This is a genomic window from Streptomyces sp. NPDC054770, from assembly GCF_053611985.1.
In genome coordinates, this window is the sequence record NZ_JBSHBL010000034.1 from 89,220 (window position 1) to 110,049 (window position 20,830).

Annotated in this window: 19 protein-coding genes; 10 read left to right on the forward strand and 9 right to left on the reverse strand. The window is 72.3% G+C overall.

Annotated features, from left to right (window positions below):
- Positions 1–31: 31 nt before the first annotated feature.
- From ACWGKQ_RS27300 to ACWGKQ_RS27320, 5 genes are all read left to right on the forward strand, one after another.
- On the forward strand, positions 32–958 hold the full coding sequence (locus ACWGKQ_RS27300) for a YhjD/YihY/BrkB family envelope integrity protein (protein ID WP_453294594.1): 927 nt from the start codon (positions 32–34) through the stop codon (positions 956–958).
- Positions 959–1,089: 131 nt separating this feature from the next.
- Positions 1,090–3,744: a LuxR C-terminal-related transcriptional regulator gene (locus tag ACWGKQ_RS27305; RefSeq protein WP_453294595.1), complete on the forward strand. Its 2,655-nt coding sequence runs from the start codon at positions 1,090–1,092 to the stop codon at positions 3,742–3,744.
- A 111-nt stretch (positions 3,745–3,855) separates the two neighbouring features.
- Complete coding sequence (locus tag ACWGKQ_RS27310; protein WP_453294596.1) at positions 3,856–4,053, forward strand: hypothetical protein; 198 nt, start codon at positions 3,856–3,858, stop codon at positions 4,051–4,053.
- Between the two features lie 126 nt (positions 4,054–4,179).
- Positions 4,180–4,650 carry an SHOCT domain-containing protein gene (locus ACWGKQ_RS27315; protein WP_453294597.1) on the forward strand — a complete coding sequence of 157 codons (471 nt, stop codon included), beginning with the start codon at positions 4,180–4,182 and terminating at the stop codon, positions 4,648–4,650.
- A gap of 33 nt (positions 4,651–4,683) precedes the next feature.
- Complete coding sequence (locus tag ACWGKQ_RS27320) at positions 4,684–5,142, forward strand: DUF7144 family membrane protein (protein ID WP_453294598.1); 459 nt, start codon at positions 4,684–4,686, stop codon at positions 5,140–5,142.
- 85 nt (positions 5,143–5,227) lie between these two features.
- Here ACWGKQ_RS27320 and ACWGKQ_RS27325 read toward each other — a convergent pair whose 3' ends face one another.
- Both ACWGKQ_RS27325 and ACWGKQ_RS27330 read right to left on the reverse strand, forming a co-directional pair.
- Positions 5,228–6,160, reverse strand: coding sequence for a LacI family DNA-binding transcriptional regulator (locus ACWGKQ_RS27325; protein ID WP_453294599.1), 933 nt, complete (start codon positions 6,158–6,160; stop codon positions 5,228–5,230).
- The gene (locus ACWGKQ_RS27330) at positions 6,157–7,077 is read right to left on the reverse strand and encodes a LysR family transcriptional regulator (RefSeq protein WP_453294600.1); all 921 of its coding nucleotides are present in this window, start codon (positions 7,075–7,077) and stop codon (positions 6,157–6,159) included. The genes ACWGKQ_RS27325 and ACWGKQ_RS27330 overlap by 4 nt, the downstream gene beginning before the upstream one ends.
- Positions 7,078–7,236: 159 nt before the next feature.
- Between ACWGKQ_RS27330 and ACWGKQ_RS27335 the strand changes: the two genes are divergently transcribed.
- From ACWGKQ_RS27335 to ACWGKQ_RS27345, 3 genes are all read left to right on the forward strand, one after another.
- Positions 7,237–8,127, forward strand: coding sequence for an SDR family oxidoreductase (locus tag ACWGKQ_RS27335; RefSeq protein ID WP_453294601.1), 891 nt, complete (start codon positions 7,237–7,239; stop codon positions 8,125–8,127).
- Between the two features lie 113 nt (positions 8,128–8,240).
- The gene (locus ACWGKQ_RS27340) at positions 8,241–9,707 is read left to right on the forward strand and encodes an AlkA N-terminal domain-containing protein (RefSeq protein ID WP_453294622.1); all 1,467 of its coding nucleotides are present in this window, start codon (positions 8,241–8,243) and stop codon (positions 9,705–9,707) included.
- Between the two features lie 10 nt (positions 9,708–9,717).
- Positions 9,718–10,200 (forward strand): methylated-DNA--[protein]-cysteine S-methyltransferase, encoded by a 483-nt coding sequence (locus ACWGKQ_RS27345; protein WP_453294602.1) that lies wholly within the window; start codon positions 9,718–9,720, stop codon positions 10,198–10,200.
- Between the two features lie 16 nt (positions 10,201–10,216).
- Here the strand turns inward: ACWGKQ_RS27345 and ACWGKQ_RS27350 are convergent, their stop codons facing one another.
- The 5 genes from ACWGKQ_RS27350 to ACWGKQ_RS27370 all read right to left on the reverse strand — a co-directional run bounded on the left by ACWGKQ_RS27350 (position 10,217) and on the right by ACWGKQ_RS27370 (position 16,214).
- Positions 10,217–11,560, reverse strand: coding sequence for a D-arabinono-1,4-lactone oxidase (locus tag ACWGKQ_RS27350; protein ID WP_453294603.1), 1,344 nt, complete (start codon positions 11,558–11,560; stop codon positions 10,217–10,219).
- Positions 11,561–11,613: 53 nt separating this feature from the next.
- Positions 11,614–12,885, reverse strand: coding sequence for an MFS transporter (locus ACWGKQ_RS27355; RefSeq protein WP_453294604.1), 1,272 nt, complete (start codon positions 12,883–12,885; stop codon positions 11,614–11,616).
- 85 nt (positions 12,886–12,970) lie between these two features.
- On the reverse strand, positions 12,971–14,149 hold the full coding sequence (locus ACWGKQ_RS27360) for an amino acid deaminase/aldolase (RefSeq protein WP_453294605.1): 1,179 nt from the start codon (positions 14,147–14,149) through the stop codon (positions 12,971–12,973).
- Between the two features lie 146 nt (positions 14,150–14,295).
- Positions 14,296–15,135, reverse strand: a complete 840-nt coding sequence (locus ACWGKQ_RS27365) for an SDR family NAD(P)-dependent oxidoreductase (RefSeq protein WP_453294606.1) — start codon at positions 15,133–15,135, stop codon at positions 14,296–14,298.
- Between the two features lie 98 nt (positions 15,136–15,233).
- Complete coding sequence (locus tag ACWGKQ_RS27370) at positions 15,234–16,214, reverse strand: SMP-30/gluconolactonase/LRE family protein (RefSeq protein ID WP_453294607.1); 981 nt, start codon at positions 16,212–16,214, stop codon at positions 15,234–15,236.
- A gap of 142 nt (positions 16,215–16,356) precedes the next feature.
- Here ACWGKQ_RS27370 and ACWGKQ_RS27375 point away from each other — a divergent pair, with 142 nt between their 5' ends.
- Positions 16,357–17,898, forward strand: a complete 1,542-nt coding sequence (locus ACWGKQ_RS27375) for an aldehyde dehydrogenase family protein (RefSeq protein ID WP_453294608.1) — start codon at positions 16,357–16,359, stop codon at positions 17,896–17,898.
- Positions 17,899–18,022: 124 nt separating this feature from the next.
- Positions 18,023–18,832, forward strand: coding sequence for a class II aldolase/adducin family protein (locus ACWGKQ_RS27380; RefSeq protein WP_453294609.1), 810 nt, complete (start codon positions 18,023–18,025; stop codon positions 18,830–18,832).
- Here the strand turns inward: ACWGKQ_RS27380 and ACWGKQ_RS27385 are convergent.
- Together ACWGKQ_RS27385 and ACWGKQ_RS27390 are read right to left on the reverse strand one after the other, a co-directional pair.
- On the reverse strand, positions 18,829–19,476 hold the full coding sequence (locus tag ACWGKQ_RS27385) for a TetR/AcrR family transcriptional regulator (protein ID WP_453294610.1): 648 nt from the start codon (positions 19,474–19,476) through the stop codon (positions 18,829–18,831). The genes ACWGKQ_RS27380 and ACWGKQ_RS27385 overlap by 4 nt on opposite strands.
- A gap of 144 nt (positions 19,477–19,620) precedes the next feature.
- On the reverse strand, positions 19,621–20,409 hold the full coding sequence (locus tag ACWGKQ_RS27390; RefSeq protein WP_453294611.1) for an SAM-dependent methyltransferase: 789 nt from the start codon (positions 20,407–20,409) through the stop codon (positions 19,621–19,623).
- Positions 20,410–20,830 lie beyond the last annotated feature (421 nt).

Genomic DNA, 20,830 nt, shown 5'->3' on the forward strand with positions numbered 1-20,830 from the left:
GCACCCTGGACGGCAGGGAAAGGAGCACTCCATGCCGACCAGGGGGCGACCGCGGCGCGACCGGTTCCGGTCCCGCGTGTCCCGGTGGCGGGCGCGGACCGCACGCCTGGTCGCCGCCGCGAAAGCCGCGCACCGGCGGGCGGAGGTCCGCTTCCCGGTCGTCACGCACCTCGCCGATCGCATGGTGTCCGTGAACATCTTCGACACCGCCACCCGCCTGGCCGCCCAGTGCTTCCTGACCGCCGTCCCGCTGCTCTTCGTGTTCGCCGCCTACGCCCCGCCGGTCGTCCGCGACCAGCTGCTCCGCTCCATGCGCTCGGTGTTCGGACTGACCGGCCCGATCGACACCGGGGTCCAGCAGCTGATGCAGCCTCCGAACGAGAGCCTGCGGCAGACCACCGGCGTGATCGGCGGACTCATGGTGCTGATCTCGGCCACCGCCGTCAGCCGGGCCGTGCAGCGGCTGTGCAAACGCGCCTGGGAGATCCCCCGGGGCGGTACCCGGGTCGCCCCCTGGCGCTGGGTGGCCTGGCTCGCCCTGTGGATCGGTGCCCTGCTCGTGCAGGGCACCCTGCACAACGGCCTCGGCCTGGGATTCTGGCTGGGCATCCCGGTGACCCTCATCTGCCAGATCGGCCTGTGGTGGTGGACGCAGCACCTGCTCCTCGGCGGCCGGATCGGCTGGCGGCCCCTGCTGCCCGGCGCCCTGATCACGGCGGCCGCCCTCACCGCCCTGACCGCGACCGCCCGGCTGTACCTGCCGCGGACGCTCGACCGCACCGTGGCCGAGTACGGCCCCGTGGGTTCGGTGTTCGTGCTCCTGTCCTGGCTGATCGTGGTCTGCCTGGTCGTCACCGTCAGCGTCAGCACCGGAGCGGTCCTCGCCCAGGAGCCGTTCCTCGCCACCCGCCTCGGCAGCCCGCCACCCCACCGGGACCCGGACGCGCAGCTGCCCTGACGCCGGGCCGCAGGTCCACCTACGCCCCGCACGGCGGCGCCGGCCGTGCGGTCTGCGCGGCGGCGCCAACACTGGGATCCTGATCGTGTGGAGCGCCGACCACGGCCGACCGGATCCGGGAGGTGATCTCTGTGGCCGCGAGGGACGACAGCACACGGGGACCGGCCGTCGGGTACGCCGACCCACTGGGGGAGCCGTTTCTGCGCACCCGGTTCGCCGTACCGGCAAGGCCCGCCACCTTCGTCCGCAGACCCAGGCTGACCGCACACCTCGACCAGGCCCTCGACACCCCGCTGACCATGGTCAACGGCGCGGCCGGGGCCGGCAAGACCCTCCTCGTCGCCGACTGGGCCGCCCGGCTCGGACAACCCGTCGCCTGGCTCACCAACGAGGCGGGCGACCAGGGACCCGGCATGTTCTGGGCCTATGTGCTGCACGCCCTGCACACCGCCGGAACACCGCTGCCCGCCGGAGCCGGCGGCTCTCCCGGGGACGTCCGCATGGTCGACCACCGGCTGCTGGCCCGCCTCGCCGACGAGCTGAACGGACGCGACCGGCCGGCGATCCTGGTCCTCGACGAGTTCGACCGGCTGGCCGCCCCGGAGACGGCCGAGCAGCTGGAGTTCGTCCTGCACCACGCCGGACGGGGCCTGCGGCTGATCCTGGTCACCCGCACCGAACCCCTGCTGCCCCTGCACCGCTACCGGGCGGCGGCGGCCATGACCGAGATCAGGAACCAGGAGCTGGCCTTCACCCCCGAGGAGGCGGCCGACCTGCTGGCCCGGCACGGCCTGCGGCTGCCCGCCGACGCCGCCCGCGCCCTGGTGGAGCGCACCCGGGGCTGGGCGGCCGGACTGCGCCTGAGCGCCCTGGCCGCCCAGCAGAGCACGGATCCGGAGACGTATCTGAAGGAGTTCGAGGCCGGCCACAGCACCATCGCCGACTTCCTCCTCGCCGAGGTGGTCGGACGGCAGCCGCCCGAGACGCGGGACCTGCTGCTGAGCGTCAGCGTCCTGGACCGGTTCGGCCCCGAGCTGGCGGAGGCGCTGACCGGCCGTCCGGACGCCGGGCCGCTGCTGGCCGGACTGTGCCGGCAGAACGCCTTCGTCGAGGACCTCGGACACTCCTGGTACCGGCTGCATCCGCTGTTCGGGGAGATCCTCCGGGTCCATCTGCGGGCGCGCTCCCCGGGGCTCGAACCCGAACTCCACCGGCGTGCCGCCTGGTGGCTGCGGGCCCACGGCGCCGTACCCGAGGCGCTGGCCCACGGCGCGGCGGCGGCCGACTGGGAGTGCACCGCCGGCACCCTCGTCGACGACCTGGCGATCGGCCGGCTCCTCACCGGCCTGCCCGCCGACGACCTCACCGACCTGTTCTCCGGGATGGGCCCGGAGGCCACCGGCGCCGCCGTGGACCTGGTGCGCGCGGCCTGTGAGCTGTCCGCGCACGACCTCGACCACGGCCTGGCCCACCTCGGCCGTGCCGAAGAGAGCCTGACCCCCGGCGCGACCGCCGACGCGGCCCGGCTGGGCTGCGTGCTCCTGGAATCCCTCGCGGCCAGGCTGACCGGTTCCCCGGACCGGGCCGAGCAGGCGATGGCCGAGGCCGCGCGACTGCGCCGCGAGGTGCCCGCCCACCTGCTCGCCAAGCATCCCGAACTCACCGCCCTGCTCCTCACCCACGTGGGCTCGGCCCGGGTGTGGGCCGGGCACTTCGACGCGGCGCGCGCCGCCCTGGCCGAGGTGGCCGACCTGCCCGGTGACGCCCTGACCGAACTGCCCCGGGAGGACTGCCTCGGGCATCTGGCACTGCTCGACTACCTCGACGGCCGGCTCGACCGCGCGGAGCGCCGGGCGCTGGCCGCGACCGACGCGACCCGGCACTGCGGCGGCCGCCCGTTCCCCGGCGCCGGGCTCGGGCAGCTGGTCCTGGCCGCCGTGGCCGTCGACCGCGACGAGCTGGAGCAGGCCCGGGCGCTGCTGGCCGAGGCCGCCGAGTCCGGCCCCGGCCCCGGCGCGCCCGACCCGGTGACCGAGGCGTGCCGCGCCCTGACGACCGGCCGGCTGCACCGCGCGCTCGGCGACCCGGAAGCCGCCGCGCACCCGGCCGGTCCGGCCGTCCGGGCCCAGGTGACCTCGCCCTGGGCCAGGGCCGACGCGGCCCTGGCCGCCGCGGCGGCCCTGCTCGCCGAGGGCCGTACCGGTCCGGCCGCCGAGGTGCTGGCCGGGATCGACCGTCCGGGCGCACCGGTGTGCGCCGCGGAGGTCGCCTGGGCACGGCTCGCCGCCGGTCACCGCGAGGAAGCCGTAGAGACGGCCGACCGGCTGTGCGCGGACGGCAGGACCGGCCCCGGGGTCACGGTCCGGGCCATCCTGGTGCGGGCCCGCGCCGCGGCCGAGGCGGGGGACACCGGCACCGCGGGCAAGCTGCTCGCCAGGGCCCTCCTGGAGGCACGCCGGGACCGGCTGCGGCGCCCGTTCCTCGACGCCGGTCCCGGCATCCGCCGCCTCCTGGACACCCCGCCGCTGCACGGCCTGGCCGTGGGCTGGCTCTACGGCGACGGCCCCGGCGCCGACTCCCCGCCGCCGCTCGTCGAGGAGCTGAGCGGCCGCGAGCGCGAGGTGCTCGTGCGGCTGGCGCAGATGATGTCCACCCAGGAGATCGCCGCCGATCTGTACGTCTCCGTGAACACCGTGAAGACGCACCTCAAGAGCGTCTACCGGAAACTCGGCGTGGGCCGGCGCGGTGACGCGGTGCACCGGGCCCGCGAGCGCGGACTGCTGTGACCACCGCCCGCCCCACCCCCCGGTTCACCTGCGCCGGGTGAGGCCGGCGGACGGCCGCGGGAGGCAGGATCACGGGACAGACCGCAGCAGACCCGCGGCGGGAGACGGTTCATGCGCTACGAGATCCGTGTCGAAGGGACCATGTCGGAGACGCTGACCCGGGCCTTCCCGGAGTTGGAACACGTCACGATGTCCGGCCAGACGGTCCTGTTCGGCCCCGTGGTCGACGAAGCGCATCTGTACGGCCTGCTCAACCGCTGCATGTCGCTGGGGCTGCGGGTCGTGGAGATGCGGCGCCTGCCGGAGTGACGGCGCCGCGGTCACCGCAGCGGCGCACGATCACCCGCACCGGGTGAGGAACCCCGGCGCCCGCCGTGCGCACGCTGGGACCGCAGGGCGCGGCCGACCGGCCGGCGCCGTGGACGGAGGACGTACATGAGCGCGCAGACCTACCTCGCATACGACTATCCGCTGCTGAGCGCCTTCTGGACGATGCTGTGGCTCTTCCTGTGGATCATGTGGCTGGTCCTGCTGTTCCGGATCATCGTCGACATCTTCCGCGACGACACGATGGGCGGCTGGGCCAAGGCCGGCTGGCTGGCCCTCTGCATCGTGGTCCCCTTCCTGGGCGTCCTCGTCTATGTGATCGCCCGCGGCAAGGGCATGGGACAGCGGGAGATCGCCCAGGCCCGCGACCAGCAGAAGGCCTTCGAGTCGTACATCCGGCAGACCGCGCAGGGCGGCCCCGGTCAGACCAGCAGCGTCGACGAACTGGCCAAGCTCTCCGAGATGAAGTCCCGCGGTGACATCTCGGACGAGGAGTTCCGCAAGGCCAAGGCGCTGGTCCTGAGCGACTACCCGCCGGCCGAGCGCACCGGCTCGGTGCCCACCGCCCACGGGCGCTGAGCACCCCCTCCGAGAACGAATCGAGGCAGCCGTATGACCGCCACACATCCCGCTCACCACCCGCACCAGCACACCGCCAAGATGGCGTGGGCCGGAGGGCTGACCGCCTTCGCCGGCGTCATGCTCCTGATCGCCGGACTGCTCGCCGTGTTCCGGGGCATCATGGCGATCGCGCAGGACGACGTCTTCGTCACGACCCCCAACTACGTGTTCAAGTTCGACCTCACCAGCTGGGGCTGGATCCACCTGGTCCTGGGCGTGATCGCCGTGGTCGTCAGCATCGGCCTCTTCCAGCCGGCCGCGTGGGCACGCGGCGCCGGTGTGGCCATCGCCGCGCTGGTGATCATCGCCAACTTCCTGTCCCTGCCGTACTACCCGGTCTGGTCCGTCGTGATGATCGCGCTCTCCGGGTTCATCATCTGGGCCCTGTGCGTGGTGCGGGGCGACGACTCGGCGGACACCGGCACGGCCACGGGCACGGACCTGGGCTGACGGCCCGGCCCGTGCCGCACCCCGCGTGCGGGACTCCGTTCACACCGGGTCCCGCACGATGCTCACACCGGGTCCCGCACGATGCTCAGACCGAGTCCCGCACGATGATCCGGGCCGGCGTCGGCACCAGCCCCGCCGCGTCCAGCCCCAGCGCGGTGCGCGCGGCCAGCCGGCCGTGCGCCTCCGCGTCGATGTGCACGGTGGTGAGGGCGGGCGTGCTCAGCTCGCCGTACTCGGTGTCGTCGTAGCCGATCACCGCCAGGTCGCCGGGGACGGTCAGGCCGAGGTCGTGCAGGGCGGTCAGGGTGCGCAGCGCGAGGTCGTCGTCGAAGGCGGCGACCGCGGTGACGTCCGGGTGCGCCGCGCGCAGCGCGGCCACCGCCCCGGTGCCCGCCTGCCGGGGCCGGGGCACCGTGAACGGCACCAGGGGCGGCAGGCCCAGGCTGTGCACGGTGTGCTCGGCGAACCGCCGCCGGGCCCGCGCCGGCGCGGAGTCCTCCTCCGGCAGGGCCAGCGCGATCCGGGCGTGCCCGTGCTCGGTGAGGTGCCGGATCTGCAGGGCCGCGTGCGCGGCGAGGCCGTCCCGCCAGCCGCCGCCCCCGTCCTCCAGGTCGTGACCGGTCAGATAGGGCTCGGCGAACCGGATCACGGCCCGCGGGGTGATCGCGTCCAGCACCTGCCGGGTCGCCTCCGCCGAGTGCCGGCCGTGCCGGACCAGCAGAACGTGCCCGTGCGCGGCGAGTTCCTCGTCGAGGCCGCGGACGTAGCTGTGCGAGTAGTTGCCCTCCAGGCCCCGGTCCAGGTCCAGGACCACCACCCGGGAGCTGCCCTCGCGCAGCGCGCGGGCCACCCCGTGCGGGACGTGGCCGAGGTCGCGCGCGGCCTGCCGTACCCGGTCGCGGGTGGCGGCCGAGATGGTCTGGCGCGGGTCGTCGTTCAGGACGAAGCCGACCGTGGCGCGCGAGACACCGCTGGTGGCGGCCACGTCGGTCAGCGTGACCCGCCCGGATCCGCTCATCGGACGGCCCCGGCCCTGGTGCCCGCCCTGCCGGTGCGGGCGGCGCCGGACGGGACGAGGTGGGCCTGCGCCGCGCGGCGGAACGCCGGGAACAGGGGATGCGGGGCGCCGGTGCGGGCGGCGAGGACCACCTGGAGGGGCGCCGCGTCCTCGATCGGGACGGCGACGATGTCCGGCCGCAGGTGGTCGCGGAATCCGGCCGGGGCCAGGGACACCACCTCACCGCTCGCCACCAGCTCCAGCTTGTCCTCCAGCGTCTCCACCAGGGCGCCCAGGTTGGTGTGGCCGGGCGGATTGGCCCCGATCCGGTCGGCGCCGGCGAAGCGGGGGAGCGGCTCGTCGGCGAACTCGGCGAGGGTGACCGACTCCCGCTCGGCCAGCCGGTGGCCGAGCGGCACCAGCAGGACGCGCGGCTCGTCGTAGAGGACCGTGATGTCCAGGCCGTCGGCGGTGAACACGAACCGGGTCACCACCACGTCGACCCGGTGGTCCAGCAGCGCGGCCCGCGGTTCGCTCCAGTCCACGTGCAGGGTGCGGACGTCGGCCTCCGGGTGGTGGTGGCGCAGCTCGCGCACGGCCGGGGTGACGATCTGGTGGGTGGTGTAGCCGACGGTGAACGGGCCGTGCCCGGCCGCCGACCGGGCACTGGCGGCAGCCCGGGCGGCACTGCGCAGCAGCTCCCTGGCCTGCGGCAGGAAGGTCTCCCCGGCCTCGGTGAGCCGGGTGCCGCGCGGTGTGCGGTCGAGCAGCCGGACGCCCAACTCCCGCTCCAGGCGCCGGATCTGACGGCTCAGCGAAGGCTGCGCGAGATGCAGTGCGTCGGCCGCGCGGCCGAAGTGCAACTCCTCGGCGACCACGGTGAAGTAGCGCACCAGGCGCAGCTCCAGGTCCACCGGCGGTACGAAGGAATCGGGCACACCTCGACTCTACTCCCGCCGCCTCCGCTCCGGCCGCGCTGAGCTGCGGTCATGACCGGACGGACATCACCGGGTGCGGAACAGGTCTTGGACCCGGGGTCCGGTCCGGGCACAGGGTGGAGACATCCCGCACATCCACTCTCCGTGAGGTGATTCGTCATGCGTGTGTTCGTCACCGGCGCCACCGGGTTCATCGGCAGCGCGGTGGTCCGCGAACTGCTCGGCACCGGCCACCAGGTGCTCGGCCTTGCCCGCTCGGACGCGGCCGAGGCGGCCCTGAAGGAGGTGGGAGTGGAGGTGCACCGCGGCGATCTGAACGACATCGCCGGGCTGCGGGCGGCGGCGGAAGCGGTGGACGGAGTGGTCCACACGGGTTACAACCATGACTTCTCCGACATGCCCGGCGCTCTCCGTACCGAACTCGACGTGCTGAAGGCCCTCGGTGACGCGCTCGCCGAGTCCGGCCGGCCCCTGGTCGTCACCTCCGTGACCGGCCTCCTCGCCCCGGGCCGCCTCGGCACCGAGGAGGACATGCCCGACCCCGCGGGCCCCGGCGCCCACCGGGCCGAGGCGGAACGCTCCGCCCTGGCTCTGGCCGACCGCCGGGTGCGGGTGTCGGCGGTCCGGCTCCCTCAGGTGCACGGAGCAGGCGACCACGCCTTCGTCCCGTTCCTGATCGGCGTCGCCCGCGACAAGGGTGTCGCCGCCTACGTGGGGGACGGCACCAATCGCTGGTCGTCCGTGCACCGTCTCGACGCCGCCACCCTCTACCGCAAGGCCCTGGAGACGGCCCCGGCCGGGGCCGTGCTGCACGCGGTCGCCGACGAGGGCGTCCCGCTCCGCGGCATCACCGAGGTCATCGGCCGTCGCCTCGACGTGCCGGTCGTGTCCCTCGCACGGGAGGAGGCGTCCGACCACTTCGGCTGGATGGCGGCCTTCGTCGGCAACGACAACCCCACATCCGGCGCCGCCACCCGTGAGCGGTACGACTGGCGGCCCGCCCAGCCGGGCCTGCTGGCCGATCTCGACCAGGACCACTACTTCGGCTGACGGCCGTAGAACCTCCCGGTCGTCGGGGTCCCGAAGGTCAGCGCACCTTCGTGTCGGATTTCCGCCAGCATCGGCCACCCCCGGTGGCCGATGCTGGACCCATGCAGAAAGGGATGCACCTCGACCGCGAGCACTGTGTACGGGCCGTGCAGTCCAAGGACGCGCGGTTCGACGGCTGGTTCTTCACGGCCGTCCTGACCACCCGCATCTACTGCCGGCCCAGCTGCCCGGTGGTACCGCCCAAACCCGGGAACATGACGTTCTACCCGAGCGCCGCCGCCTGCCAGCAGGCCGGTTTCCGGGCCTGCAAGCGCTGCCGCCCCGACACCAGCCCCGGCTCCCCGGAGTGGAACCAGCGCGCCGACCTGGTCGCCCGCGCCATGCGGCTGATCGCCGACGGGGTCGTGGACCGCGAGGGCGTACCCGGCCTCGCCGCCCGCCTCGGCTACAGCCCCCGGCAGGTGGAGCGCCAGCTGCTGGCCGAACTCGGCGCCGGCCCGCTGGCCCTCGCCCGGGCCCAACGCGCCCAGACCGCCCGCCTGTTGATCGAGACGACCCCGCTGCCGATGGCGGAGATCGCCTTCGCGGCCGGCTTCGCCTCGATCCGCACCTTCAACGACACCGTCCGCGAGGTCTTCGCGCTGTCCCCGAGCGAACTGCGCAGCCGCCGCCCCAGGACGGCGAGTCAGGCCCCGGGCGCACTCGTCCTCCGGCTGCCCTTCCGCGCCCCCCTCAACCCCGACAACCTCTTCGGCCACCTGGCGGCCACCGCCGTACCCGGCGTCGAGGAGTGGCGGGACGGCGCCTACCGGCGGACCCTGCGGCTGCCGTACGGCCACGGCATCGCCGCCCTCGCCCCGAAGCCCGACCACATCGCCTGCCGGCTCACCCTCAGCGACCTGCGCGACCTGCCCGTCGCCATCAGCCGCTGCCGGCGGATGCTGGACCTGGACGCCGACCCGGTCGCCGTCGACGACCAGCTGCGCACGGATCCCTTCCTGGCGCCGCTGGTCGACAAGGCGCCGGGGCGGCGGGTGCCGCGCACGGTCGACGAGGCGGAGTTCGCCGTCCGGGCCGTGCTCGGCCAGCAGGTCTCCACGGCCGCCGCCCGCACCCACGCGGCCCGCCTGGTGACCGCCCACGGCACCCCGGTGGACGACCCCGAGGGCGGCCTCACCCACCTCTTCCCGTCCCCCGAGGCGCTCGCGGAGGTGCCCCCGGACTCCCTGGCGATGCCCCGCACCCGCCGCACCACCTTCACCACCCTGGTCGGCCAACTCGCCGACGGCACGCTCCACCTGGGCGTGGAGAGCGACTGGGCCCAGGCCCGCGCCAAGCTCCTCGCCCTCCCCGGCTTCGGCCCCTGGACCGTCGACGTCATCGCCATGCGTGCCCTCGGCGACCCGGACGCCTTCCTCCCCACCGACCTCGGAATCCGGCGCGCCGCCCAGGAGCTGGGCCTGCCCGGCACCCCGGCCGCCCTCACCGCACGCGCGGCGGCCTGGCGCCCCTGGCGGGCCTACGCCGTCCAGTACCTGTGGGCGACCGACAGCCACCCGATCAACTTCCTCCCCGTATAAGGACGTTGCCGTGAAGAACCACACCGTGACCGACAGCCCCTACGGCCCCCTCACCCTGGTCGCCGAGGACGGCGCCCTCTGCGGCCTCTACATGGAGGACCAGCGCCACCGCCCGCCGGAGGAGACCTTCGGCGCCCGCGACGACGAGCTCTTCGCCGAGGCCGAGGACCAGCTCTCCGCCTACTTCGCGGGCGAGTTGAAGGAGTTCACCCTCGAACTGCACCTGAACGGCACCCCGTTCCAGCGCAGCGTCTGGGAGCAGCTGCGCCTGATTCCCTACGGAGAGACCCGGTCGTACGGCGAACTGGCCGAAGCCCTGGGCAATCCGCAGGCCTCCCGCGCGGTCGGCCTGGCCAACGGGAAGAACCCGGTCGGCATCATCGTCCCCTGCCATCGCGTCATCGGCGCCAACGGCAGCCTCACCGGCTACGGTGGCGGCCTGCCCCGCAAGCAGCGGCTGCTGGACTTCGAGCGGGGCGCCGGCCTCTTCTGACCGCCCGGCGGCCGGGTCAGTCGCCCAGCACCCTGCGCAGATAGGCGTTGGCGAAGCGCCGGTCGGGGTCGAGCCGGTCGCGCACCGCCCGGAACTCGTCGAACCTGGGGTAGGCGTCCGCGAAGTAGGCGGCGTCCCGGGTGTGGAGCTTTCCCCAGTGCGGGCGCCCCTCGTGCGCGACGAAGATGCGCTCCGCCTCGGCGAAGTACCGCTGCCAGGACATGCCCCGGTACACGTGGACGGCGATGTAGGCGCTGTCGCGTCCGGACGCCGTGGAGAGCGTGATGTCGTCGGCGGGTGCGGTGCGGACCTCGACCGGAAAGCTGATCCGCAGATCGGAGCGCTCGACCATGGTCTTGAGTTCGCGGAGGGTGTCGAGGACGGCCGTGCGCGGCACGGCGTACTCCATCTCGATCATCCGGACGCGGCGCGGGCTGGTGAAGACCTTGTAGGGGATGTCCGTGTAGGTCCTGGCCGAGAGGCCCTGGCTGGTGATCCGCGCGATCGCCGGGACGGCGGCGGGAACCGCCCGGCTGACGGAACTGAGCGCCTGGAACACGTTGTTGGAGAGGAACTCGTCCGCGAACCACGCCTTGAGCCGGCCCAGCGGTGCGTGCGGACCGACGGTCCGGTTGTTGCGCAGGGTGATGCAGTTGTCCGTGTGCGGGAACCAGTAGAACTCGAAGTGGTCGTTGTGCGCGTGGAGTTCGTCGTAGGCCCCGATGACCTCGTCGAACCTCATCGGTTCCTCCTGCGCGGCGAGGAGGAAGAGCGGCTCGACGGCGAAGGTGAGCGAGCTGACCACGCCCAGGGCGCCGAGTCCGACCCGCGCCGCCGCGAACACCTCCGGGTTCTCCGTCGCCGAGCACCTCAGCAGCGAGCCGTCCGCCGTCACCAGCTCCAGGCCACGGATCTGCGCGGAGATGGCACCCGACGTGCGCCCGGTGCCGTGGGTGCCCGTGCTGGTGGCGCCGGCCACGGTCTGTTCCATGATGTCGCCCATGTTCGTGAGCGACAGGCCCTGCCCGGCCAGCGCCGTGTTCAGCGTCCGGAGCCGGGTGCCCGCCTCCACGGTGACGGTGCCGGCCCGCCGGTCGATCGCCCGGATGCCGCTGAGCCGGTCGGGGCGGATCAGTACGCCGTCGGTCGCGGCGGCGGTGGTGAAGGAGTGGCCGCTGCCCACCGCCTTCACGGGCAGCCCGTCCTCGGCCGCCTGGCGGACGACGGCGCACAGCTCCGCCACCGAGGCGGGGGAGACCACCCGGGCCGGGCGGGCGGTGACGTTCCCGGCCCAGTTCCGCCAGGTGTCCGGGTTCGGGTTCGCTCGGTGCCGGGGAGCGTCGGAGCGGAGAGTGTCCACGGCTTTCCTTCCTTCTTGGAGTGTCGGGTCGGGTGAGGGGCCGGCCGGCGCCGCTATCTGACGGACCGGACGCGGTACACGAGCAGGACCCCCACGGTCGCGGCCACGCCGACGCAGGAGAACAGGAGCGGATAGCCGCGGTCGGAGGTGATGACGAAGCTGGCGATCAGCGGGGCCAGCGCGGGCGGGACGATCGTGCCGATGTTCATGATCCCGAGGTCCTGCGCCCGGCTCTCGGCATCCGGCAGGACCTGGGTGATCAGCGCCTGGTCGACGGCCATGTAGGCGCCGAAACCAGCGCCCATGACGGCTGACGCGACCAGCGTGACGCCGAAGTCGGGAAACCCCGCCAGCAGGAAGCCCGCGGCAGCCTGGAGCAGGGCCGCCAGTGCCACGAAGATCCGTCGTCGGCCGAGGCGGTCGGAGAGCACCCCGGCGACGGAGCTGGCCAGGACACCGGCCAGGAGGTAGAGGGCCGTACAGGCGAGAAGACTGCCGGCCGGATCGGGGACCTTCAGGTCGTCGGTGAGGAAGTAGAGGGTGTAGCAGACGCCCAGCGAGTTCGCCAGGTTGACCAGCAGCCGTCCGCCGAACGCCCAGGCGAAGTCACGGTTCCTGAGCGAGCGCCCCATGGAGGCCGGCAGCGTACGCAGCCGCAGCGCGGGCTCGGAGCCGTACTCGGTGTCGTGGAAGCGCGCGAGGAACGGCACGGTGCAGACGATCAGCAGGGCAGCGACGACGAGGTAGCCGCCCGCGGGGGACAGCGCGAACGCGGAGACGAGGGCGATGCCGGTCACCACGCCGAGGGACTGGGGGCCGTAGATCGTGCTGGACACCACGCCGCGCTGCTCGACGGGGACGCGGTCGGCGATCATGGCGGTCAGCCCGGCGGTGGCGGCGCTCAGACCGAGCATGCTCGCCGACCACGCGAGGGTCACGCCGGTCACCGTCGTCTGCTCCCCGGTGATCGCCAGCCCGGCCGCGAAGGACAGCGCGCCGCCCGCGAGCCAGAGCCTGCGTCGTCCGAAGCGGCTCCGGGAGCGGTCGCACAGCGCCCCGCACACCGGGAGGGCGATGAGCGAGACCAGTCCGGCGAGCGCGTTGACGACGGCGAAGCTCTGGACCTTGGACGCCGGATCGATGATCTCCAGCTGCTGGGGCAGCAGCAGTTGCAGCGGGACGAGACTCGCCATCCAGTATCCGAACCAGACCAGGCCGAACAGGGTGATCCAGCCACGGGAGACGGGAACGGTCGGCGCATGGCCGGCATCAGCCGCGACAGCGGCCGCCGGCACCGGGGCCGGAGGGTGGAACTCGGTGGGCATACGGCCTCCGGAGAGCGGAAACGGGCCTGTTCGGGGACGCCTCAGGAATGGCTCAGGAGCAGCTCGGGAACGGTTCAGGTACGGCTCACAGGAACGCGTGTCCCTCGCCCCGGTAGGTCGCGACCTCGTCGACGATCTCCGCGCCGGACACCAGGTGGAGCGTGTTGACGCGTTCGCACAGTTCGCCGGCCTTGGCATGCCGGAACCACACGTGGTCGCCGAGCCGCAGGCCGTGCGCGGCGCTGCCCAGGACCGGTGTCTGGACTTCGCCGGCCGCTTCCCGCGGGTTCATGCGCAGACCGTGCGGCCAGGTCGGGGTGGGCAGACGGTCGAGGCCGGGCGCGCCGGAGGCGATCCAGCCGCCGCCGAGCACGGTGGCGATCCTGGCGCTCGGGCGGCGCACGACGGACATGACGAAGAACGCGGCGGGACGGGGGCGGAAACGCCGGTAGAAGTCGAAGAGCCCGGGCCCGTAGAGCCCCGATCCGGCACCGATCTCGGTGATGACGTGTTCGGCGGAGGTCTGCTCGATGGAGCCCGTGCCGCCGCCGTTGACGAACTCCAGCGGGGCCACGGCCTCCACGGCGGCTACGACCGCCGCGCGCCGGTCGGCCAGTTCGGTGGCGGAGAGGCGCTGCATGGTGCGGATCGCGGCCCGCCTGAGCAGCGACCCGGGCTGGTTGTCGCCCAGTCCGGCGATCTGGCCCTCGTAGGACATGAGCCCGGCCAGCCGGAATCCGGGCCGGTCCTGGACGGCGCGGGCGAGTGCGGCGGCCTGCCGGGGGGAGTGCACGGGGGAGCGGTACGGGCCCAGGTGGATGCGGCCCCCGGCCAGTTCCAGCGAGGCGTCCAGATCGATGCAGACGCGGATGTCGGGCCGGGCGGCGCCCACCACCTCGTCCACGAAGTCCAGCTGGCCGACCGAGTCGATCATGAGGGTGACGCGCGAGGCCGCGCGCTCGTCCGAGGCGAGCCGCCGCAGCGCGGTGCGGTCCGTCGTCGGATACCCGATCACCACGTCCTCGTGCTCCTCGGCCAGCCACAGGGCCTCCGGCAGCGTGAAGGCGAGGATTCCCCGGTATCCCGGACGCCGGGCGGCCCGCCCGATCAGCTCGCGGCTGCGGACCGACTTGCTGGCCAGGCGGATGGTCGCCCGCCCGGCCGCCCGCAGGGCCAGCTCGGCGGCGTTGCCGTCGAAGGCGTCCAGATCCACCACGGCGAACGGCGGGTCCAGGTGCTCCGTGGCCCGGTTCAGCTGGATCATCCGGTCCTGGTCAGGCCCGCCGACAGCGGTTGCGGCCCTTTTGGCGTCCGGCCGGAACGTGACGTGCGTACTCACATCGGCACCCTTTCTGGGAGGTTCGTTCGAAGAGCGGGCGGGGGAAGCCCGTCGGTTCCCGTCGGTTCCCGTCAGTTCCCGGATGACGGGAACCCCTGGGCGGAGAGCAGGCGCTCCCGCTGCCGCATGCCTTTGGCCTCGACGACGGGCATGACGCGGCGCATCAGCCTGGGGAAGACTCCGACGATCCGCTGGAAGCGGCCGGCGAACGGTGGGAACACCACTTCGACCGGCTTGGCGGTGACCGCGTCGACGACAGCCGCGGCGATCTGCTCGGGGGCGTAGGACTTCTCGGCGAAGGCGATGGCAGCGGAGGGGTCGGCCATCTCCTGGTCGAGCATGCCGGTCCGGGTGGTCGGTGGATGGATGATCGTGAAGTCGAGCGGCCCGTCGCGTTCCTCGATCGCGACGCTGTGGTGGAAGGCCCGGAGCGCGTGCTTCGTGCCGCCGTAGGTGGCGTATCCGGGCAGTGGCAGGAACGACGTCATGCTGCAGACGGTGATGATGTGGCCATGGCCCTGCGCGGTCATGCGCTCGATCGCCGTGCAGACCCCCGTGATGGTGCCGAGCAGGTTGATTTCCACGATGTCGCGGTGCTGCTGGGGGCGGAGCGCCCGGGCGTGTCCGGTGTGGGTCACGCCGGCGTTGTTGACCAGCACGTCGACGGTGCCGAATCGCGCCCGGGCCGCGTCGAACGCCCCGCTCCAGTCCGCATGACTGCGGATGTCCAGGGCCTGGGCGGCGGCCCGCTCACCCAGGGCGCGGGCCCGGGCCATGACGGCGTCCTCGTCCACGTCGGTCAGCATGACGCGGTGGCCGCGTGCGATCGCCAGTTCGGCGATGGCGGCTCCGATGCCGCCGGCCGCGCCGGTCACGAGGATGACCCGGCTCTTCTCGGATGGTTGGGGCATGGCCACAGATTCTCCTGGTCAAGTGTCCAAGTCAATTGTTCAAATCGAGTTCACCCGAATTGTTACTTCGGCGCTTCAGGACTTAGGGGCTTCGGGGCTCACATGCGCACCAGCTCGATGCGGCCGCCGTCGAGTTCGGCGGCGCGGACGGGGTCGTCCGTCGGGACGGTGGCGGCGAAGAGGGTGCGGCCGTCGACTCCGGCCATCAGGCAGCTCAGGGTGTGCTGACTCGTGGCGACCCGCTCGATGACCCGGCCGCCGGGCGCGACGCGTACGCACTCGCCGCGCAGGGCGTTCGCGACCCATATCGACGTGCCGTCGGCGTCCCACGCGATGCCGTCCGGTGCGATCGGGGACGAGGAGCGCTTCGAGACGGCGGGGCGGTCCAGGAGCGCCGAGATACGGCGGGTGATGCGGCCGGCCGTCCCGGGGTGGTTCACCAGACGCCACAGGAGCGGTGTGATCAGTGGCGCCCACGGTCGCGGATCCGTGAGCGAGCCGTCGGGCTCCCTGGTGAAGGCGGTGAGCCGCATGGCCAGGGTCTCGGCGACGATCACGCTTCTGCCGTCACCGGTGAGCAGGGTGCCGTTCGGGAAGAGCAGGGGCTCGGTCAGCCCGAGCAGGCTGCCGTCCGGCGCCAGGCAGGCGATCGGGGCCCGCGGCGGGCCGGGTGGCGCGTAGAGCATAGAGTTCGGGTGCTCGCGGGAGTGGGCGTGATAGTCGAAGCCGAAGTTTCCGACGTAGGCACGCCCTTCGGGGTCGACGAGCATGTCGTTGACCGGACCGCCGGCGATGTGCCGCAGGTCGGCGTGTACGACCAGTTCCCCGTCGGCCTCCAGGCGGTACACGCGGCCACCGTCCATGGAGACGACGAGCAGGCGGCCGTCGGGAAGCCAGCCGAGTCCGCCCGCCCGGCCGGGGACCTCGACCACCGTCTCCGGCTCTCCGGTGCCGTCCCAGCGGTGCACCGTGCCGTGCGCGAGATCCGAGAACCACAGGGCTCCCCGATGCCAGCGCAGGGACTCGGGAACACCCAGGCCGCTCACCGCGACCGATGCCGACCTCTTCGACCTTTTCATCAGACCGCTCCCTCGAGGCGCGGGATCGAGAGGGCGTATCGCCTCTCGCCACGACTTGGACGCTCGTACAAGACGCTTGACTTGTACGGGCGACCGTCTCATTCTGGGCGAACCGAAGTCAACGTTCCGGTGGGGAGTTTTCGTGACCCAGAACCAATCCCTCGTGGCAGCAGGCCCCCCGACGGGCGCACGCATCGCGGTGGACGACCCCGCCACCGGAGCGGTGGTCGGCGAGGTGCCCGACACCTCCGCGGAAGAGGTGGCGCGGGCGGTGGAGCGCGCCCGGCGGGCGCAGCGGGAGTGGGCCGGGCTGGACACCCGGGCGCGCGCCGAGTTCTTCGCGCGGGGCCGCCGCTGGCTGCTGGCCCACCGGGAGGAGGTCGCCGACCGCATCGTCGAGGAGAACGGCAAGGCGCGGGAGGACGCGATCGTCGAGATCGTCTACTGCGCCGCCGCCTTCGCCCACTGGGCGAAGCGGGCCCGCGGTCTGCTCGCTCCGACGAGGGTCCGCTCCCTCTCGCCCTTCGTCCTGGGCCGCAGCATGTACACGCGCAGGGTGCCGCGCGGCGTCGTCGGAGTCATCGGCCCCTGGAACAACCCGTTGCTCAACTCCTTCGGCGACGCCGTCCCCGCCCTCGCCGCGGGCAACGCGGTCGTCCTGAAGCCCTCCGAACAGACCCCGCTCACCGCGCTGCTCATGGAGCGGATGGCCCGCGAGTGCGGCTGGCCCGAGGGTGTGTTCCAGGTCGTCACCGGCGCGGGGGCCACCGGGCGCGCGGTCGTGGACACCGTGGACTTCGTGATGTTCACCGGGTCGACCAGGACCGGCCGCCAGGTCGCGGCCCGGGCGGGCGAGCGCCTCATCCCCTGCTCGCTGGAGCTCGGCGGCAAGGACGCCCTGGTCGTCCTGTCCGACGCCGCCCTGGAGCGGGCCGTCAACGTCACGATCCAGGGGGCCCTGTCCAACGGCGGGCAGATGTGCACCTCGGTGGAGCGGGTCTACGTCGAGGCGCCGGTGTACGACGCGTATCTCGCCCTGCTGCGGGAACGGTTCCAGCAGGTCACCTCGGGCCGGCCGGCCGGGCTCGGCAGCGTCGACGTGGGCGCCGTCACCTTCCCGCCCCAACTGGCGCTCATCGAGGACCATGTCGAGGACGCCGTGCGCAAGGGTGCCCGTGTCCTCGTCGGCGGGCGGGCCTGCGAAGGACCCGGCCGGTTCTTCGAACCCACGCTGCTCGTCGACGTCGACCACAGCATGAAGTGCATGCGGGAGGAGACCTTCGGCCCCACGCTCCCGGTGATGAAGGTCGCCGACGCAGAGGAAGCACTCCGCCTCGTCAACGACAGCACATACGGCCTCCAGGCCTCGATCGTCGGGTCGGACATGAAACGCGCCCGCCGCCTCGCCGAACGGTTCGAGGCCGGATGCGTCACCATCAACGACGCCCAGACCAACTACATGGCCCTGGGGCTCCCGATGGGCGGCTGGAAGGAGTCGGGGCTCGGCGTCCGGCACGGCGCCGAGGGATTCCTCAAGTACACCCGGCTCCAGGCCATCAGCGCGAACCGGTTCCCGATGCGCCGGGACATGCACATGATCCCGTACGAGCCCTCGGCCTACCGGTTCCTGCTCCGCCTGGTGGACGTCATGTACGGCACCGGGCTGCGCGGCCGCGCCAAGTAGCGGTTCACGTAGCGCAGTTCACGCACCGCACTTCACGCACCGCACTTCACATACAGAAGTTCACATACCGAAGTTCACCTGCCCCAGTTCACTGCATCCCCAGTTCACGAGAGGCCGGACGACCATGACCACCGCACCCGAGGCACCCCAGCACGCCTCCGTCGCCACCCTGCCCGAGGGCGTCTCCCTGCCGCTGCCCCAGCAGAACCTGAGCTTCGAGCAGGAGCGGGAGGTACGCAAGCAGGAACTCGCCGCCGCCTTCCGCCTGTTCGCCCGCTTCGGCTTCTCCGAGGGGGTGGCCGGCCACATCACGGCCCGGGACCCCGAGAACCCGTCGGCGTTCTGGGTCAACCCCTTCGGTATGTCGTTCAGCCGGATCCGCGTCTCCGACCTGATCCTCGTCGACCACGACGGCACGCTCCTGGAGGGCAGGCGTCCGGTCAACAACGCCGCGTTCTGCATCCACTCCGAGGTGCACCGGGCCAGGCCGGACGTGGTCGCCGCGGCACACACCCACTCCGTGCACGGCAAGGCCTTCTCCAGCCTCGGCGTCCCGCTGGCCCCGATCACCCAGGACGCCTGTGCCTTCTACGAGGACCACGGCGTCTACGCGGACTACCGGGGCGTGGTGAACGACACCGAGGAGGGCCGGCGCATCGGCGTGGCCCTCGGTGACGGCAAGGCCGTCGTACTGCGGAACCACGGACTGCTCACGGTCGGCGCCTCCGTCGCCGAGGCGGCCTGGTACTTCATCACCATGGAACGGTCCTGCCAGGCCCAGCTGCTGGCGATGGCCGCGGGAGAGCCCACGCTCATCGACCCCGAGACGGCGCGGACGGTCCGCGACCAGATCTCCGGTCCGCTGCCGGGCTGGTTCCAGTTCCGCCCGCTCTGGGACCAGATCACCGAGGAACAGCCGGGCCTGTTCGACTAGGCCGCGCGCGGGCGGGCGAGCGTCAGGAGGTGTTCGCCGGCCAGGCGCAGGACCTCGCGGCTGTGCTCGCTGTCGTGGTCGACCAGCCAGCTCAGAGTGACGCCGTCGAGCACCGCGTTGAGGTAGCGGGCCAGCACCGGAACGGGAACGGTCCACTCGATGTCCGCGGCCTCGGCGGCCTCCTCCAGGAGCTCCTGGTGGACTTCGCGATAGTGCTGGTACTGGCGCCGGGCCAGGTCCTCGAGCCCGGCCTGGCGCAGGGCGTAGTGCGTGAGTTCGTAGCTGACCTGGTGCTCGCCGGGGCTGAGCTCGACCGTGCCCCAGAAGGCGCTCAGGCTCCTGGTGATGCGCGCTCCGAGGTCGCCCTCCCCCTCGAACGTCTTCCGTGCGGTGGCCACCGTGGTGTCGGTGAACCGGGTGAGGACTTCCTGGAGCAGCTCCTCGCGCGAGCTGAAGCAGTAGTGGAAGACGCCCAGCGGCATTTTCGCCTCGTTGACGATGGCACGCGTGGTCGCTTTCGCGACTCCATCACGGATCATCACCCGAAACCCCGCCGCGATCAGTTCCTCGCGCCGGTCCTTCGCTGCCATCCGGGACATCAGGCTCGCCTTCTGCTTCGACAACGGGATGCGTGTGCCCCTCATGCTATCGCAGCGTCTTGGACGGTTGACCAATATCCGACGCCGACAGGCCAGAGCCGTCGGCGGGGTCGCGGAACGAGCAAGTTGGCGGACCGGGCGGGGGTGCGTGGGCCGGCGGTACTCCCAACCGGCTTGTGCTGGAGATCCTTACGGCACGCGGGCGACGCCGACGTAGAAGCCGCTCGGTTCCTGGGCGGGAGCCGGTGAATCCCGGTACCACCTGGTCGCTGTGACCAGCCCTGGATCCACCAGTTCCAGGCCCTCGAAGAACGGCTCGACCTCGGCCCGGGTACGCATACGCAGGGGGATCTCGCCCTTGCGGTAGGTCGTGGTCACCGACTTGGCGAGGTGCGGGTGCTCATCCGTGGTGCCGTGGGAGAACATGAAGTAACTGCCCGAGGGCAGCGCGTCGAGAAGCGTCCGGGTAAGCCCGTAGGGGTTTTCGTCGTCGGTGATGAAGTGCATCAGCGCGATCATCGACAGCGCGACGGGCCTGGTGAAGTCCAGGAACGTACGGGCGTGGTCGAGGATGATGCCCGGCTGTCGTACGTCGGCCTCGATGTAGTCGGTGCTTCCCTCGGGGCTGCTGATGAGCAGGGCCTCCGCGTGCCGCAGCACGATGGGGTCGTTGTCGGCGTAGGCGATCCGCGCCGACGGCACTATGCCCTGCACGATCTGATGCAGGTTCGGCCGGGTCGGGATGCCCGTACCGATGTCGAGGAACTGGTCGATGCCGTTGCCGGCCAGCCAGGCCGCCGCGCGGTGCATGAACGCCCTGTTGCGCATGGCGTTGAGACGCGCTTCCGGTGGCAGCTTCGCCGCCACCTCCTCATCGACCGGGTAGTTGTCCTTGCCGCCCAGCAGCCAGTCGTAGACGCGTGCCGGGTGGGGCCTGCTCGTGTCGATACGACCCTCGGAGGAGGGCAATGCGGTCATGCATGACTCCGGCGTGTACTAGATCGCTGACCGACTCACCGAGGTCGCTTCGTGCGCCGTGGATGAGGCAGTAGAGGGCACTGCGATTGTGCCATTGGCCCAGCCCTCACGCGGAGTTGTCGCTCGATGTCGAGCAACCGGTCGCGCGGCGGGAGCATTGCTCAGGACCTTCGGGTCGGCCCGAGTGGGCCCGCGTTGCGGCGCGGGTCGTAGCCGGGTTGGCGGTTGCCCTGGTCCGCTCGCGCCCGGTTCGAGAACGGTGTCCCGGCCGAACGGACAGACACGCGAGCCGCGTGATCCTTACGGTTCGTCTCGCATGTTGTCCCCGTCAGGCGCAAGGAGAACACGATGGACACGCAGGCGGCCCCCTCCCAGGCGCCGACGATCTGCTGTCCGTGGTCGGCGGCGTCGGCCATGAAAG